Annotated in this window: 13 protein-coding genes; 5 read left to right on the top strand and 8 right to left on the bottom strand. The window is 72.8% G+C overall.

Annotated features, from left to right (window positions below; translation table 11 throughout):
• Positions 1–78 precede the first annotated feature (78 nt).
• Positions 79–1,206 carry a ferrochelatase gene (locus ACQP09_RS28260; protein ID WP_433404576.1) on the bottom strand — a complete coding sequence of 376 codons (1,128 nt, stop codon included), beginning with the start codon at positions 1,204–1,206 and terminating at the stop codon, positions 79–81.
• A gap of 197 nt (positions 1,207–1,403) precedes the next feature.
• Here ACQP09_RS28260 and ACQP09_RS28255 point away from each other — a divergent pair, with 197 nt between their 5' ends.
• Both ACQP09_RS28255 and ACQP09_RS28250 read left to right on the top strand, forming a co-directional pair.
• Positions 1,404–2,651: an MFS transporter gene (locus ACQP09_RS28255; RefSeq protein ID WP_433404573.1), complete on the top strand. Its 1,248-nt coding sequence runs from the start codon at positions 1,404–1,406 to the stop codon at positions 2,649–2,651.
• The gene (locus ACQP09_RS28250) at positions 2,608–3,930 is read left to right on the top strand and encodes a D-arabinono-1,4-lactone oxidase (RefSeq protein WP_433404571.1); all 1,323 of its coding nucleotides are present in this window, start codon (positions 2,608–2,610) and stop codon (positions 3,928–3,930) included. Before ACQP09_RS28255 ends, ACQP09_RS28250 begins: the two co-directional genes overlap by 44 nt.
• 68 nt (positions 3,931–3,998) lie before the next feature.
• On the opposite strand, the gene ACQP09_RS28245 is transcribed toward ACQP09_RS28250, so the two are convergent.
• Positions 3,999–5,159: a hypothetical protein gene (locus ACQP09_RS28245; protein ID WP_433404568.1), complete on the bottom strand. Its 1,161-nt coding sequence runs from the start codon at positions 5,157–5,159 to the stop codon at positions 3,999–4,001.
• 495 nt (positions 5,160–5,654) lie between these two features.
• On the opposite strand from ACQP09_RS28245, the gene sepH reads away from it, so the two are divergent.
• Positions 5,655–6,725 carry a septation protein SepH gene (gene sepH, locus ACQP09_RS28240; RefSeq protein ID WP_432152507.1) on the top strand — a complete coding sequence of 357 codons (1,071 nt, stop codon included), beginning with the start codon at positions 5,655–5,657 and terminating at the stop codon, positions 6,723–6,725.
• Positions 6,726–6,797: 72 nt separating this feature from the next.
• Here sepH and ACQP09_RS28235 read toward each other — a convergent pair whose 3' ends face one another.
• Positions 6,798–7,628, bottom strand: coding sequence for a sulfurtransferase (locus ACQP09_RS28235; RefSeq protein WP_433404563.1), 831 nt, complete (start codon positions 7,626–7,628; stop codon positions 6,798–6,800).
• Between the two features lie 236 nt (positions 7,629–7,864).
• Here ACQP09_RS28235 and ACQP09_RS28230 point away from each other — a divergent pair, with 236 nt between their 5' ends.
• Positions 7,865–8,641, top strand: coding sequence for a VOC family protein (locus ACQP09_RS28230; RefSeq protein WP_433404560.1), 777 nt, complete (start codon positions 7,865–7,867; stop codon positions 8,639–8,641).
• 16 nt (positions 8,642–8,657) lie between these two features.
• On the opposite strand, the gene ACQP09_RS28225 is transcribed toward ACQP09_RS28230, so the two are convergent.
• The 4 genes from ACQP09_RS28225 to ACQP09_RS28210 are packed head-to-tail and all read right to left on the bottom strand — an operon-like array spanning position 8,658 to position 14,067.
• Positions 8,658–9,311 carry a thymidine kinase gene (locus ACQP09_RS28225; protein WP_432152510.1) on the bottom strand — a complete coding sequence of 218 codons (654 nt, stop codon included), beginning with the start codon at positions 9,309–9,311 and terminating at the stop codon, positions 8,658–8,660.
• Between the two features lie 45 nt (positions 9,312–9,356).
• Positions 9,357–10,544 carry an alkaline phosphatase family protein gene (locus ACQP09_RS28220; RefSeq protein WP_433404557.1) on the bottom strand — a complete coding sequence of 396 codons (1,188 nt, stop codon included), beginning with the start codon at positions 10,542–10,544 and terminating at the stop codon, positions 9,357–9,359.
• A complete protein-coding gene (locus ACQP09_RS28215) occupies positions 10,544–11,140 on the bottom strand; it encodes a DUF5998 family protein (RefSeq protein ID WP_432152512.1) in 597 nt (198 codons plus the stop codon). The genes ACQP09_RS28220 and ACQP09_RS28215 overlap by 1 nt, the downstream gene beginning before the upstream one ends.
• A 41-nt stretch (positions 11,141–11,181) precedes the next feature.
• On the bottom strand, positions 11,182–14,067 hold the full coding sequence (locus ACQP09_RS28210) for a GNAT family N-acetyltransferase (protein WP_433404554.1): 2,886 nt from the start codon (positions 14,065–14,067) through the stop codon (positions 11,182–11,184).
• A 159-nt stretch (positions 14,068–14,226) separates the two neighbouring features.
• Between ACQP09_RS28210 and ACQP09_RS28205 the strand changes: the two genes are divergently transcribed.
• Entirely contained in the window at positions 14,227–14,508 is a 282-nt protein-coding gene (locus ACQP09_RS28205; protein ID WP_007449776.1) for an HPr family phosphocarrier protein, read from the top strand.
• Between the two features lie 159 nt (positions 14,509–14,667).
• Here ACQP09_RS28205 and ACQP09_RS28200 read toward each other — a convergent pair whose 3' ends face one another.
• Complete coding sequence (locus ACQP09_RS28200; protein ID WP_433404551.1) at positions 14,668–15,375, bottom strand: GntR family transcriptional regulator; 708 nt, start codon at positions 15,373–15,375, stop codon at positions 14,668–14,670.
• Positions 15,376–15,433 lie beyond the last annotated feature (58 nt).

Genomic DNA, 15,433 nt, shown 5'->3' with positions numbered 1-15,433 from the left:
CAGGGGCTTACGCGGTGCGCGTACGGAAGGCTCTTCGCGCGTACGGGGACGCCAGGGGTCACACGTACGGCAGGGGCTTCACGCGTACGGGCTGTCGGCGCCCGCAGCGGCCGGTTTCGGCGCCCTGGCCGGGCAGCAGCCGACCGGGCAGAGGTCGTGGGACGGGCCGAGGGAGCCCAGCGCGCACGGCTTCACCTCACGCCCCCGCTCACGCGCCGCGCGCTCCAGGAGCAGATCCCGTACGGCGGCGGCGAAGCGCGGATCGTCGCCCACCGTCGCGGACCGGCGGACCGGCAGCCCCAGCTCGGCGGCCTTGGCGGTGGCCTCGGTGTCCAGGTCGTACAGGACCTCCATGTGATCCGAGACGAAGCCGATGGGCGCCATCACGACGGCGGGGACGCCGTCGCCGTGCAGGGTCTCCAGGTGGTCGCAGATGTCGGGTTCCAGCCACGGGATGTGCGGGGCGCCGCTGCGGGACTGGTAGACGAGCTGCCACGGGTGCTCGACACCGGTCCGCTCGCGCACCGCCTCCACGATCAGCCGGGCGACATCCAGGTGCTCCGCGACGTACGCACCGCCCTCGCCGTGCGCCTCCACCGGCCCTGAGGCGTCGGCGGCGGAGGTCGGGATGGAGTGCGTGGTGAAGGCCAGGTGAGCGCCCGTACGGACGTCCTCGGGCAGGTCGGCGAGGGAGGCGAGCAGGCCGTCGACCATCGGCTCCACGAAGCCGGGGTGGTTGAAGTAGTGGCGCAGCTTGTCCACGCGCGGCACGTCGAGGCCCTCCGCCTCCAGGGCGGCCAGCGACTCGGCGAGGTTCTCGCGGTACTGGCGGCAGCCCGAGTACGAGGCGTACGCGCTGGTCGCGAGGACGGCGATCCGGCGGTGCCCGTCGGCGGTCATCTCGCGCAGGGTGTCGGTGAGGTAGGGCGCCCAGTTGCGGTTGCCCCAGTAGACCGGCAGGTCCAGGCCGTGGTCGGCGAAGTCCTTTCTCAGGGCGTCCAGCAGCGCGCGGTTCTGGGCGTTGATCGGGCTGACTCCGCCGAAGAGGAAGTAGTGCTGCCCGACCTCCTTGAGCCGTTCCTCGGGGATGCCCCGGCCACGGGTCACGTTCGCCAGGAACGGGACCACGTCGTCCGGGCCCTCGGGACCGCCGAAGGAGAGCAGCAGCAGGGCGTCGTAGGGAGCGGGATCGCGCAGATCGGACATGACACCGATCCTGCCACCCGCCGCTGACAGCGCGGCAACCGACATCCGACGGTCCGTCGGGAAGGGCCGGAACCCTTGACGGCCGCACGCCCCTTCCGCGCCTCCGCACGCTTCGAAACCCGGTGTCCGGCAGCTCCGCACGGCCGTAAGCTGTATCAGCCAGCTACACGCATGACAGGCACGACCGGAGTACCTCCTTGCCCAGCCCCTACCGCGCCATCTTCGCCGCCCCCGGATCCAAGGGGTTCTCTGCCGCAGGCTTCTTCGGGCGGATGCCGTTGTCCATGATGGGCATCGGCGTCGTGACCATGATCTCCCAGCTCACCGGCCGCTACGGGCTGGCCGGAGCGCTCACGGCGACGCTCGCCATGGCGGCCGCGGTCTTCGGTCCGCAGGTCTCCCGGCTGGTCGACCGGTACGGCCAGCGGCGGGTGCTGCGCCCCACCACGCTGGTCGCGGTGGCGGCGGTGGCGGGGCTGCTGATCTGCGCGCAGCAGGGGGCGCCGGACTGGACGCTGTTCGTCTTCGCGGCGGGCGCGGGCTGTGTGCCGAGCGTGGGGTCGATGGTCCGGGCCCGCTGGGCGGCGATCTACCGGGGTTCCAGCCGCGAGCTGCACACGGCGTACTCCTGGGAGTCGATCGTCGACGAGGTGTGCTTCATCTTCGGCCCGATCATCTCGATCGGGCTCTCCACCGCCTGGTTCCCGGAGGCCGGCCCGCTGATCGCCGCCGCGTTCCTCCTCGTCGGCGTCTTCTGGCTGACAGCCCAGCGCGCCACCGAGCCGATCCCGCACCCGAAGTCGCTCCACACCGGCGGCTCGGCGCTGCGCTCCCCCGGTCTCCAGGTCCTGGTGATCACCTTCGTGGCGACGGGCGCGATCTTCGGCGCCGTCGACGTGGTGACCGTGGCCTTCGCCGAGGAGAGCGGCCACGAGGCGGCGGCCTCCCTCGTGCTGGCCGTCTACGCGCTCGGCTCCTGCCTGGCGGGGGCCGTCTTCGGGCTGCTGCATCTGAAGGGGAAGCCCGCGACCAGGTGGCTGGTGGGGGTCTGCGCGATGGCCGTGAGTATGATCCCCCTCCAACTGGCCGGGAACCTTACGTTGCTGGCCGTGGCGCTCTTTGTCGCGGGCCTCGCCATCGCACCGACGATGGTCACCACCATGGCCCTCGTCGAAGCGCACGTACCGCGCACCAAGCTGACCGAGGGCATGACCTGGACCAGTACCGGGCTCGCGGTCGGAGTGGCGCTCGGCTCCTCGGCCGCCGGCTGGGTGGTCGACGCCGCCGGGGCGAAGGCGGGGTACGCGGTGCCCGCCGTGGCGGGAGCGCTCGCGGCAGCGGTGGCGTTCCTGGGGTACCGCCGGCTGGCGAAGCCGGCTCCTACCGGAGGGCGCGGGGAAGATGACCGACACCTACGCACGGACGACGACGAACGCGTGGCGTAACTGGGCGGGGACCGTCACCGCCCGGCCCGCCAGGACCGAGTCGCCCGCGTCCGTGGACGAGCTGGTTGACGTGGTGCGCCGGGCGCACGCGGAGGGCCTCACGGTGAAGCCGGTCGGCACCGGCCACTCCTTCACGGCGACGGCCGCCACCGACGGCGTGCTGATACGCCCGGACCTGCTCACCGGCATCCGCGACATCGACCGCACGACCATGACCGTCACCGTGGAGGCGGGCACTCCGCTCAAGCGCCTCAACACCGCGCTCGCCCGCGAGGGCCTCTCGCTCACCAACATGGGCGACATCATGGAGCAGACGATCGCCGGGGCGACCTCCACCGGGACGCACGGCACCGGCCGTGACTCGGCGTCGATATCCGCCCAGATCCGCGCCTTGGAGCTGGTCACCGCCGACGGCACGGTGCTGGTCTGCTCGGCCGACGAGAACCCGGAGATCTTCGCCGCCGCCCGGGTCGGGCTCGGCGCGCTCGGCGTGATCACCGCCGTCACCCTCGCCGTGGAGCCGGTCTTCCTGCTGACCGCCCGCGAGGAGCCGATGACCTTCGACCGGGTCACGGCCGACTTCGACCAGCTGGTCGCCGAGAACGAGCACTTCGAGTTCTACTGGTTCCCGCACACCGGCAACTGCAGCACCAAGCGCAACAACCGCAGCGCCGGCCCCGTCGCCCCGCCCAACAAGGTGAGCAGCTGGATCGACGACGAGCTGCTCTCCAACGGCGTCTTCCAGGTGGCCTGTTCGGTCGGCAGGGCGATCCCGCCGGCCATCCCGTCGATCGCCAAGCTCTCCAGCCGCGCGCTGTCCGCCCGGACCTACACCGACATCCCGTACAAGGTGTTCACCAGTCCGCGCCGGGTGAAGTTCGTGGAGATGGAGTACGCCGTTCCGCGCGAGCAGGCCGTGGCGGCGCTGCGGGAGGTGAAGGCGATGGTCGAGCGCTCACCGCTGAAGATCAGCTTCCCGGTCGAGGTGCGCACCGCGCCCGCCGACGACATGGCCCTCTCGACGGCCTCCGGCCGCGACAGCGCGTACATCGCGGTCCACCTCTACAAGGGCACGCCCCACCGCTCGTACTTCACGGCGGTCGAGCGGATCATGACCGCGCACGCGGGCCGGCCGCACTGGGGCAAGATCCACACCCGGGACGCGGCCTATCTGGCGGAGGTCTACCCGCGCTTCGGCGAGTTCACCGCGCTGCGCGACCGGCTCGACCCGGACCGCATGTTCGGCAACGACTACCTGCGGCGCGTCCTCGGCGAGTGACCTCCCGGTACGCCGTCGGCCCCCTTGAAGCGTCTCAAGGGGGCCGAGGTGTTTCCTTCGGTACGTCGTCACTCGCCGGTGCCGTTGGCGGGCGGGGCCTGCTCGCCCTGGCCGGGTGCGCCGCCGGGGCCCGGGGCGGTCGTCGGGTCGGGGGCACCGGTCGCGCCGCCGCCGTCGGGGGCGGAAGGGGTCGGCGTCGGCGCGGGCGTGGTCCCGCCGTCGCCGGAGCCCGAAGGCGTCGGCGTGGGCGTGGACCCGGTGTCCGGCTTCTCGCCGCCCGTTCCCGTCCCGGGATCCGGGCTCCGGCTGCTGCCGTCGCTCGGATCGGTGGCGGGGGCGGAGCCGGTGCCGCTGCCGTCCTCGTCTCCGTCGCCGGGTGTCGGCCGCTGGTCCTCTCCGCCGTCCTGGCCGGTCTCGCCGGAGGGCGTCGGATCGGCCGGGCCGGAGTCGCGGTCGCCGCCACCGCCGCGTACGACGGAGCTGAGCGTGGTGCCCTTGCCGCCGCTGAGGTCGTTGCCCGAGATCACCTCGAAGACGGTGATCCCGGCCATGGAGACGGCGAAGACCGCGGCGGCCGCGAGCGCGGGCCGCTTCCAGCCGCGCAGCCGGGTGCCGTGCGTGGTGCCTTCGGTGAACGCGTCGTCAGGAGACGCGCCGTCGGCGGCGGCCTGTGGCAGCACCTGCGTACGGTCTCCGACCTGCGGCAGCATCTGCGTACGGTCCGGGTCCGGCCGAAGCACCCGCGTACGGTCCGGGTCGGCGACCGGCCTCAGCAGCTGCGTGCTCTCCACGTCGGAGGCGGCGTCCGGGGTGGCGTCCGGCACCACCTCCGGGACCGCGCCCGGGTCGACCGTGGGCAGCACCGTGGTGGCGTCGTCCGGCGGAGCCGACGCGGGCTCCGGTCGCGGCCGCCGCTCGGCGGCTCTGTGCGCCGAGGGGGTCGTCTCCTTGGTGTGCACCGTCACCTGGCGGCCCTCCGGGTGGGTCACCTGGACCGTCACCTCGCGGATCTGCTCGCCGGTGCGGCGGAAGAAGTGCTGGAAGACAGAGCCGCCGCAGGTGGCGACGACGCTCATCACGCCGGCCCCGGCGATGGTGCCGTACACGCCCAGCTGCGAGGCCGCCACGGCTGCCGCGACGGCTGCCACGGCACTCCCGGCGACCTGCGGCAGACTCAGATCGATGCGCCTTTCCTTGGGTTCTGTGTCACTTTCCGGCTTCTGAACCATTACCAGCCCCTGCTTGACATCTCTCCCACCATGCAACAGGAAGGGACAAATGAGCGAAGTGGATAGTTCCGTTTCCGGCGATTGTGTGAAGCACAACACGCATCAAGGGCATTTCGCAGGGAACTGGGTAACTCAATTCCCGCGCCTCCCGAGAAGTTCGGCGGCGCGCCGGTCCACCCAAGTGGCCCGAATGGAGTACCGTACGAGCCCTGGGGCGGACTCCCACGTGGGGATCCGCAGCTACGGGAGAGGGGCCGGCAGCGGCACTCGAACCGGCGGCGCCGACGTAGTGCACGGGTGCTTGCTGAACAGAGCGGCCAAATCGGTCACTTTGGGACGCAAGAGGCAACCGTGTCATGGTGGCGTTCCAGAGTGAGCGCCCGACACGCCGGGCAACTTGGCAAGGTTGTGGCAGGCTGCACCCGGGCAGGTCACACTCGACTAGCGGAAGCAGCGACGCACGTGACGTCGGCAGGCACCACCCGGGAGGTCCCCATGCCCGAACTGCGTGTCGTGGCCGTCTCCAACGACGGCACACGACTGGTGCTCAAGGCTGCGGACAGCACGGAATACACGCTTCCGATCGATGAGCGGCTGCGCGCCGCCGTGCGCAACGACCGCGCGCGGCTGGGTCAGATCGAGATCGAGGTGGAGAGCCACCTCCGCCCCCGCGACATCCAGGCCCGCATACGGGCCGGTGCCTCCGCGGAGGAGGTCGCCCAGTTCGCCGGCATCCCGGTCGACCGGGTCCGCCGCTTCGAGGGGCCCGTGCTCGCGGAGCGCGCCTTCATGGCCGAGCGGGCCCGGAAGACTCCCGTGCGCCGTCCCGGCGAGAACACCGGCCCCCAGCTCGGCGAGGCGGTGCAGGAGCGGCTGCTGCTGCGCGGCGCCGACAAGGAGACCGTCCAGTGGGACTCCTGGCGCCGTGACGACGGCACCTGGGAGGTCCTGCTCGTCTACCGGGTGGCGGGCGAACCGCACTCGGCGAGCTGGTCGTACGACCCGCCGCGCAGGCTGGTCCAGGCCCTGGACGACGAGGCGCGCTCGCTGATCGGCGAGAGCGACGGGGCCGCGCCCGAGCCGAGCTTCCCGTTCGTGCCCCGGATCGCCCGGCTGCCGCGCGACCGGCCGCTGGACCGCACGCTGGACCGGCAGATCGAGCGTCACACCGAGCGGCCCGCACCGGCTCCCGAGCCGGAGGAGTACGTGAGCAGCGCCTCGGCCGGTGAGCGTGACTCGCTGACCAGCCTGCTGGAGGCGGTGCCGAGCTTCCGGGGCGACATGGTCGTGCCGGAGCGGCCCACGCAGCCCGAGCCGCCCGCGCTGGAGCCCGCGGCCGAGGAGGAGGCCGAGACCGAGGAGCCGCCCGCCGCCGCGGCCTCGGCCGGTGCCGGGTCGGCGTACGCGGATGTGCTGATGCCGAGGGCGGTGGCCGGTCACCGCGACCGGCTGACCGGGACGACGGACCGCCAGGCCGAGGCGGACGGGGTCCGTCCGGGACGCCGGGCCGCCGTGCCGAGCTGGGACGAGATCGTCTTCGGCACCCGCCGCAAGAAGCAGGACTGACCGGGAGTGCCGGTCGGAGGGAGAGGGGCCCGTACGCGATCGCGTACGGGCCCCTCTCCGTGCTCCCGCTTATCAGGCCGGCTCGGGGCCGGTGGCGACCGGGCGGGCGGGGTCGGCGGACCACTCGGACCAGGACCCGGGGTAGAGCGCGGCGGGGATGCCGGCGATCTCCAGGGCGAGCACCTCGTGGGCTCCGGAGACACCCGATCCGCAGTACACGCCGACCGGATCGCCGGTCTTCCCCGCTCCGAGCGCGGTGAACCGCTCGGCGAGCCGTTCGGCCGGAAGGTAGCGGCCGTCCTCGGTCACGTTCGCCGTGGTCGGAGCGGAGACGGCGCCGGGGATGTGGCCGCCGACGCGGTCGATCGGCTCGACGTCGCCCCGGTAGCGCTCGGCCGCCCGTGCGTCCAGGAGCAGTCCCGTACGGGCGAGAGCGGCGGCCGCGTCCGCGTCCAGGGTGGGCAGGGCACCGGGGATCGGCCGGAAATCGCCCTCGGCGGGGTGCGGGATCTCGGTGGTGAGGTCGCCGGTCCACGCGGCGAGCCCGCCGTCCAGCACCCGTACGTCCGGGTGCCCCGTCCAGCGCAGCAGCCACCAGGCGCGGGCGGCGGCCCAGCCCTGGCCGCCGTCGTAGACCACGACCGGGGTGTCCTGGCCGACCCCGGCGCGGCGCATCACAGCGCCGAAGGCCTCCGGGTCCGGAAGCGGGTGGCGGCCGCCACTGCCCGCCGGTCCGGCCAGCTCCGTGTCGAGGTCGACGAAGACGGCCCCGGGCAGGTGGCCGGCCTCGTAGTCGGGGCGGCCGTGCGGACCACCCAACTGCCAGCGGACGTCCAGGAGCACCGGCGGCCGCGGTCCCGCCGACTCGCTCGCGTATGCGAATGCGGTGATGATGGGGTTCATGGGTGCCATCCTCGCGCAGAGGCCGTGGCGCCCATACCCATGCCTGGGCGGACGTACCGCAACAAAGCGGTCTCCGCCCGTCGAGAACCCGGGGTACGCGGCGCGGCCGGAGCCGCACCGGCGCCGGGTGGTGCGAGCATCTCCACGGGGTACCCGGACCGCGTCCTGACCCGGGAGCGCCGTACGCACCCCGTTCCCCCGTCCGGCCACACAACGGTCCGAGGAGAGACAAGACGATGACCGAGGCTGCCGCCCGGCGCACACCCGGAACACCTTGCTGGGTGAGTCTGATCGTGCACGGCCTGAGCGCGACCCAGGAGTTCTACGGGGCGCTGTTCGGCTGGGAGTTCCGACCGGGACCCGACCAGTTGGGCCCCTACGTCCGCGGGCTGCTCGACGGGAAGGAGGTCGCGGGCATCGGCCAGCTGCCGCCCGACCGCCACCTCCCGATCGCCTGGACCACCTACCTGGCCACGGACGACACGGACCTGACGGCCGAGGCGATCCGCTCCTGCGGCGGTACGGTCGCGGTCGGACCGATCGACGCGGGCGAGGCGGGCCGGCTCGCCATCGCCTCGGACCCGGGCGGGGCCGTGTTCGGCGTCTGGCAGGGCTCGGAGCACGTCGGGACCATGACGGCGGGCGTGCCCGGCACCCCGGTCTGGAACGAGCTGGTGACCCGGGAGACGTCGATGGTCGCGAAGTTCTACCAGACGGTCTTCGGTTACGAGACCGAGGCGGTGGTCTCCGCCGACTTCGACTACCAGACCCTGCATCTGGCCGGCGTCCCGGTGGCCGCGCTGCACGGCGTCGGTCAGTCGCTGCCGCGCGACCGGGGCCCGCACTGGATGACGTACTTCGAGGTCGCCGACGTGGACGAGTCGGCCGCCCGGGTGGTGGAGCTGGGCGGGCACATTCTGCAGCCGCCGCGCGAAGGGGCGAGCGGCAGGCTGGCGACGGTGGCGGATCCGGAGGGCGCCGCCTTCACGATCGTACGGTCGTCCGAAGGCTGAAGTCCTTTCGGGACGGCTAGCTCTCGGCGGCGACCGGCAGCACGTCCGGGGAGAGGGTGCCCGCGCGGGCCGTCTCGGCGGTGAGCCGGCGGCGGTGGTGGCGGCGGCAGAGCACCTCGTAACCGACCTCGCCCGCCTGCCGGTTGACGTCTCCGACGACGACCTGGGCGCCCTCGACGACCATCTCGCCGTCCACCGTACGGGCGTTGTGCGTGGCGCGGGCGCCGCACCAGCAGAGCGCCTCGACCTGGAGCGCCTCTATCCGGTCGGCCAGTTCGATCAGGCGCTGGGAGCCGGGGAAGAGCTTGGTGCGGAAGTCCGTGGTGATGCCGAACGCGAAGACGTCCAGGCCCAGATCGTCGACGACCCGGGCCAACTGGTCGATCTGGGCCGGGGCGAGGAACTGCGCCTCGTCCACGATCACGTAGTCGACCCGGCCGCCACGGCTGACCCGGTCGACGATGTGCGCGTACACGTCCATGCCCTCGTCCGCCTCGACGGCGTCCGTCACCAGGCCGAGCCGGGAGGAGAGCTTGCCCTCGCCCGCCCGGTCGTCGCGGGTGAAGATCACGCCCTGGAGGCCGCGCGCGGAGCGGTTGTGACCGATCTGCAGGGCCAGCGTGCTCTTTCCGCAGTCCATGGTTCCGGAGAAGAACACCAGCTCGGGCATGAGGGGTCGAGCACCTTTCAGAACAGCGGAGGGGGAGAAACGCGGTTACGAGCGTACTTCGAGCAGCGGGACGAGCTGTTCGACGGGGGTCAGGGAGCCGTGCATGCCGACCATGGCCGACTCGTGCGGCTCGTTGACCGACGCCGTGATGACGACGTCGTCGTGGGCGGCGGCGACCACATCGCCGATCCGGCCGTACACCCGCTCGTCGATCACCGGCCCGAACCAGCCCGCCGCGATCGCCTCGTCCCGGCTCGCCACCCAGAACTGCTCGCCGAGCACCTCGCGCCAGACGGCCAGGACGTCGCCCTGGGCGCCGGGCACCGCGTAGACATGGCGGGCGCGGCCCTCGCCGCCGAGCAGGGCGACGCCGGCGCTCAGCTCCCAGTCCTCGTCGAAGTCGATCCGGGACTGCTCGTCGAACGGGATGTCGATCATGCCGTGGTCGGCGGTGATGTAGAGCGCCGAGCGCGGCGGAAGCTGTTCCGCGAGGCGCTGGGCGAGCCCGTCGACGTACATCAACTGGCCGCGCCAGGCGTCGGAGTCGACGCCGAAGCGGTGGCCCTTGCCGTCGACCTCGCTGTAGTACGTGTAGACGAGCGAGCGGTCGCCGGCGGCGAGGCGCTGGGCGGCGGTGTCCATCCGGTCCTCGCCGGAGAGCCGGCCGAGGAAGGAGCCGCCGCTGAGCGCGACCTTGGTGAGCGGGGTCTGCTCGAAGTCCGGCGAGGAGACCTGCGCGGTGCGCACGCCCGCCGCGTCGGCCAGCTGGAAGACCGTGGGATACGGCTGCCAGACCTTCGGCGCGGTGAACGGCTTCCAGCGGAGCTGGTTCATCAGCGCGCCGGTCTCCGGGTTGCGCACGGTGTAGCCGGGCAGGCCGTGCTCGCCGGGCGGCAGGCCCGTACCGACCGAGGCGAGCGAGGTCGCGGTGGTGGAGGGGAAGCCGGCGGTGATGGGGCGGCCGGTGTTGCCGAGCGAGGTGGGGAGCAGGGAGTGCAGGAAGGGCGCCTCGTCGGGGTGGGCCTTGATCTGCTCCCAGCCGAGGCCGTCGATCAGGAAGACGCAGTTGCGGTCGGCGGGCGTCAGCTCGGAGATGGTGGCGGTGAGGCCTTCCACGCCCTGCCCGGCCGCGAGCGTCGGCAGCAGATCGGCGAGCGAGCCGCTGCCGTACGCCGGGACGGGAGCGGTGTCGAGCGCGAGCGGGACCGGGTCCTGCCAGGCGGCCTGGGCCATCACCGGCCGGTCGCGGCGGTGGCGGCCGTGGCCTCGGAGAGGGCCTGGGCGAAGGCGAGGGTCTGGCGGACGGCGTCGGGGCCGTCACCGGCCTCGCTGACGCGCAGGCTCAGGTCGTCGGCGGTGGAGCTGCCCGTGTAGCCGTGGTCGGCCTCGCAGTTGCTGTCGCCGCAGGCGGCGGGCTCCAGGTCGATCCGGGAGACCGCGCCCCAGCCGATGGTGAGGACGACCTCGCGGGGCAGCGTGCCCGCGACGTACTTCTCCGGGTTGGCCACCACGCGGCTGACCACGACGGAGGAGATCCGGTCGAGCTTGACCGACTCCGTGGAGGTGGTGGCGTACGGCGTCGGGGAGCTGGTGTCGGCGGCCTGCTCGTCGGTGTGGCTGACGATGAAGCGGTTCTCGGTCAGCACCAGGACCGTGGCATGGCGGCGGACCTCGTTGGAGTCGAACGTGGTCTCCTGGTGGACCAGGTACGAGGCGACCGGCTCCCCGCCGACGGCGGCCTCGACCGCCTCGGCCACGAGGGCCGGGTAGTAGCCGCTGCGCTCGATCGCCGCGCGCAGCCCCTGGGTCGTCGTACCGGTCTTTGCCATGTGCACCATCCTACGGTGGGCCGGTGGCTGCCTGGGACCTGTCAGTAGTTCGGGAGGCGGCGCGGGCCGAGGTCGCCGCGCGGGGGCGGCGGGGCGAGGCGGACGCTGGCGCCGAGGACGGTGAGGCCGTGAGGCGCCACGACCACCGGTTCCAGTGCCACGGAGACCACTTCGGGATGGTCGTCGACCAGCCGGGACAGCCTCAGCAGCAGCTCCTCCAGGGCCGGGGTGTCGACGGGGGCCGAGCCGCGCCAGCCGAAGAGGACCGGGGCCGCCTTGATGGACCGGATCAGCTCGGCGGCGTCGCGGTCGGTGGCCGGAACCAGCCGGTGCGCGGTGTCACCGAGGAGCTCGGAGGGGGCGCCCGCGAGGCCGAAGGAGAGGATCGCCCCGGCGGCGGCGTCGATGGAGGCCCGTACGACGGTGTCCACGCCGCGCGGGGCCATGGACTGGACGACCGGGAGGAGTTCGGCGGGCTTGCCGAGGAGTTCGGTGAACTCTCCGTACGCGCGGCGCAGCGCGTCCTCGTCGGCGAGGTCGAGCCGGACGCCGCCGAGGTCGGCGCGGTGGCGCAGGTGGGGTGCGGTGGTCTTCAGTGCCACCGGGTAGCCGAGGCGGGCGGCTGCCGCCACCGCTGCATCGGGGTCCGGGGCGGGGAGCGTGGGGCGTACGGGGATGCCGTAGCGGCCGAGCAGCTCGCGGGCCTCGTCGTGGGTGAGGGGGCGGCCGCGCGGGTCGGGGGTGGCGCCGAGGAGGGAGTCGATCAGGGCGGCGGCGCCGGGCTCGTCGGTGGTCTCGTCCAGGAACTCGGGCACCTTGCCGGGCGTGGCCGCCTGGCGCCGCCACTGCGCGTACTTCACGGCTTCGGCCATCGCGCGTACGGCACGTTCGGCGGCGGGATAGGCGGGGATGCGGCCGGGTGGGGCGGGGGGCTCGCCTGCTTCGGCTCCTGCGGTTCCTGCGGCTTCTGGAGGTGCGTTCTCCGTGGGAGCGGACGCGGCGGGCGGGCCGGAGGGCTGGGCGGCGAGTGTGGTGGGCCGGGTGCGGGGTGCGGCCGTGCTGCTCGCGGCGGCCAGCGCCTCGGCGAGGCCGCCGATCTCCACGTGGACGACGGCGACGGGCTTGGCCGGTCCGCCGGCGGCCGCGCCGCGCAGCGCTGCGGCCAGCACCTCGCCGTCGCCGGTCTCGGCCTCGCCGTTCTCGCCCACCCACGGGATGGCGGTGACGATCACGGCGTCGCAGGTCCCGTCGGCCAGCGCCTCGGCCAGCGCGTCCCGGAAGTCCTGCGGCGAGGCACCGGTGGTGAGGTCGACCGGCGGACGCGGGCGGAGCCCTTCGGCGAGGCAGGCGTCGTACGTGAGGAGGCCGAGCGACTCGGAGTTGCCGAGGATCGCGACCCGGGGCCCGGCCGGGAGCGGCTGGCCCGCCAGGAGCAGTCCGGCGTCCACCATCTCGGTCACCGTGTCGACCCGGATGACGCCCGCCTGCCGCATCAGCGCGGAGACGGTGGCGTCGGGGATGCGGCTGACGGGGACGGCGTGGCCGGGCGGGTTGGTGCCGCTGTGCCGGGCGCCCTTCACCACGACGACGGGCTTCACGGCGGCGGTGCGGCGGGCGAGGCGGGTGAACTTGCGCGGGTTGCCGAGGGATTCGAGGTAGAGGAGGGCGACGTCGGTGTCCTGGTCCTCGAAGGAGTACTGGAGGAAGTCGTTGCCGGAGACGTCGGCCCGGTTACCGGCCGAGATGAACGAGGAGAGGCCCGCGCCCCGCCGGTGGAGGCCGGAGAGGAGGGCGATGCCGATGGCGCCGGACTGGGTGAAGAGGCCGATCCGGCCACGGGCGGGCGACTCGGGGGCGAGGGAGGCGTTCAGCCGGACGGACTCGGCGGTGTTGATGATGCCGAAGGCGTTGGGGCCGATGATCCGCATGCCGTACGAGCGGGCCTGGCGGACCAGTTCGCGCTGGAGCTCACGGCCGGCGGAGCCCTGCTCGGCGTAGCCGGCGGAGAGGACGACGAGCCCTTGGACGCCGTGCTCGCCGCAGTCGGCGACGGCCTCGGGGACGCGGTGGGCGGGGACGGCGATGACGGCGAGGTCGACCTGCTCGTCGATCTCGCCGAGCGAGCGGTGCGCGGGGACGCCGTCGAGCGTGGTGAGGCCCTCGTCGAAGGCGCGGTTCACGGCGTACGTACGGCCGGTGAAGCCGGCGGCGAGGAGGTTGCGGAGGACCGTGCGGCCCACTCCCCCGGGTGTGCGGCCGGTGCCGATGACCGCGACGGAGCCGGGCGCGAGGAGGCGCTGGACCGAGCGGGCCTCGGCGCGCTGTTCGCGGCCGCGCTGGACGGCGAGGGACTTCTCGGTGGGTTCGAGGTCGAGGGTGAGGTGGACGGAGCCGTCCTCGAAGCTGCGCTGCTGGGTGTAGCCGGCGTCCCGGAACACCTTGATCATCTTGTTGTTGGCGGGCAGCACCTCGGCGGCGAAGCGCCGGATCCCTCGCTCGCGGGCGACGGCGGCGATGTGTTCGAGCAGCGCCGAGGCGACTCCGCGGCCCTGGTGGGCGTCCTGGACGAGGAAGGCGACCTCGGCCTCGTCGGCGGGCGCGGAGGCGGGCCGGCCCTGGTCGTTGATGCGGTCGTAGCGGACGGTTCCGATGAACTCGCCGCCGATCGTGACGGCCAGCCCCACCCGGTCGACGTAGTCGTGATGGGTGAAGCGGTGCACGTCCCGGTCGGAAAGGCGCGGGTACGGGGCGAAGAACCGGTAGTACTTCGACTCGTCGGACACCTGCTCGTAGAAGCTGACCAGCCGTTCGGCGTCGTCCGTGGTGATCGGCCTGATGCGCGCGGTGCCACCGTCGCGGAGCACCACGTCCGCTTCCCAGTGGTCGGGGTACGCGTGATGCGGACTCTGTTCCGGCGTGGGCTCCATGGGCAAAGCCTACGGCCGGTCTCCCGGTCGCGGAGGGATCGGTACCGGGGCAGTCTGAGGACGGCCGGGGCCTGCGGGTGGGAGGGGAGGCCGGGCACAGCAGTACGTACCGCATGAGAGACTGGTCTAGACAACCGTTGATATGTGAAGGGCAGAACCATGGCTGAGCGCCGCGTAAACGTCGGTTGGGCCGAGGGCCTGCACGCCCGCCCCGCTTCCATCTTCGTCCGTGCCGCCACGGCTTCCGGCGTCCCGGTGACGATCGCCAAGGCCGACGGCAACCCGGTCAACGCCGCCTCGATGCTCGCGGTGCTGGGTCTGGGTGCGCAGGGTGGCGAGGAGATCGTGCTCGCGTCCGACGCGGACGACGCCGAGGCCGCCCTGGACCGTCTGGCGAAGCTGGTCGCCGAGGGGCTCGAAGAGCTTCCCGAGACCGTCTGACCCATTCCGGGACCGTACGACGGTAACGGACCTGAGCCGTGGTTTCTCCCTCCGGGAGAAGCCGCGGCTTTTTCGCTGTCCCGAGGCGATGGAGAATAATTTCGGGCAGCGCGAAATAAAACCCTCGGGAATTACTTCTCTTTGTATACGGCGCGCTTGTTAATGACGGGCACCCGCGATGTTTACGCCGTGTTGCGAAGAACTCACGCGAGGCGGTGGCGCCGCCCGACGGCCGGGTCGGTCCGGTCGGCGCAGCCGGTGCGCCCCGGCGGCCCGCTCCGCGTGCAGGGCGGTGAGCGCCCTGGCCCGTTCCGCGTCGCCGCGCGCCACCGCGTCCACGATGGCTCCGTGCTCGGCCCAGGAGTCGACCGGGCGGGCCGGCTGCTCGACGGCGTACATCCAGGCGATCTTGTGCCGGAGCTGGGTGAGCAGGGCGATCAGGCCGGGGCTGCCGGAGGCCTGCGCCAGGGTCTCGTGGAACCAGCCGCCCAGCGACCGCAGATCCTCGCCCTCGCCGCGGCGGGCCCGCTCCTGGCCCAGTCTGACCAGCCCGCGGAGCACCTTGAGGTGGGCCTCCGTGCGGCGCTGGGCGGCGCGGGCGGCGCCGAGCGGCTCCAGGAGCATCCGCACCTCCAGCAGGTCGGCGGCCTCCTGCTCGGTGGGCTCGGCGACACAGGCCCCGGCGTGCCTGCGGGTGGTGACGAAGCCTTCGGACTCCAGGGTGCGCAGTGCCTCGCGGACCGGGACGCGGGAGACCCCGTACCGCCGGGCCAGCAGCTCCTCGGTGAGGCGGCTGCCGCGCTCGTAGACACCGGAGATGATGTCGTCACGGATTGCCGTGCATACCGAATGCGCGGGAATGCGCATGTCCGAACCTCCGCCTTCATCCCCGCGAAACGCGGCCGGCCGACGCCTGTTCCGTGAC

Origin of the sequence: Streptomyces sp. CA-146814 (assembly GCF_050942385.1) — a bacterium.
In the GTDB taxonomy this organism is placed as follows: Bacteria; Actinomycetota; Actinomycetes; order Streptomycetales; family Streptomycetaceae; genus Streptomyces.
The sequence above is the reverse complement of the archived record's forward strand: the minus strand, read 5'-3'. Positions and strand labels throughout refer to the sequence as shown.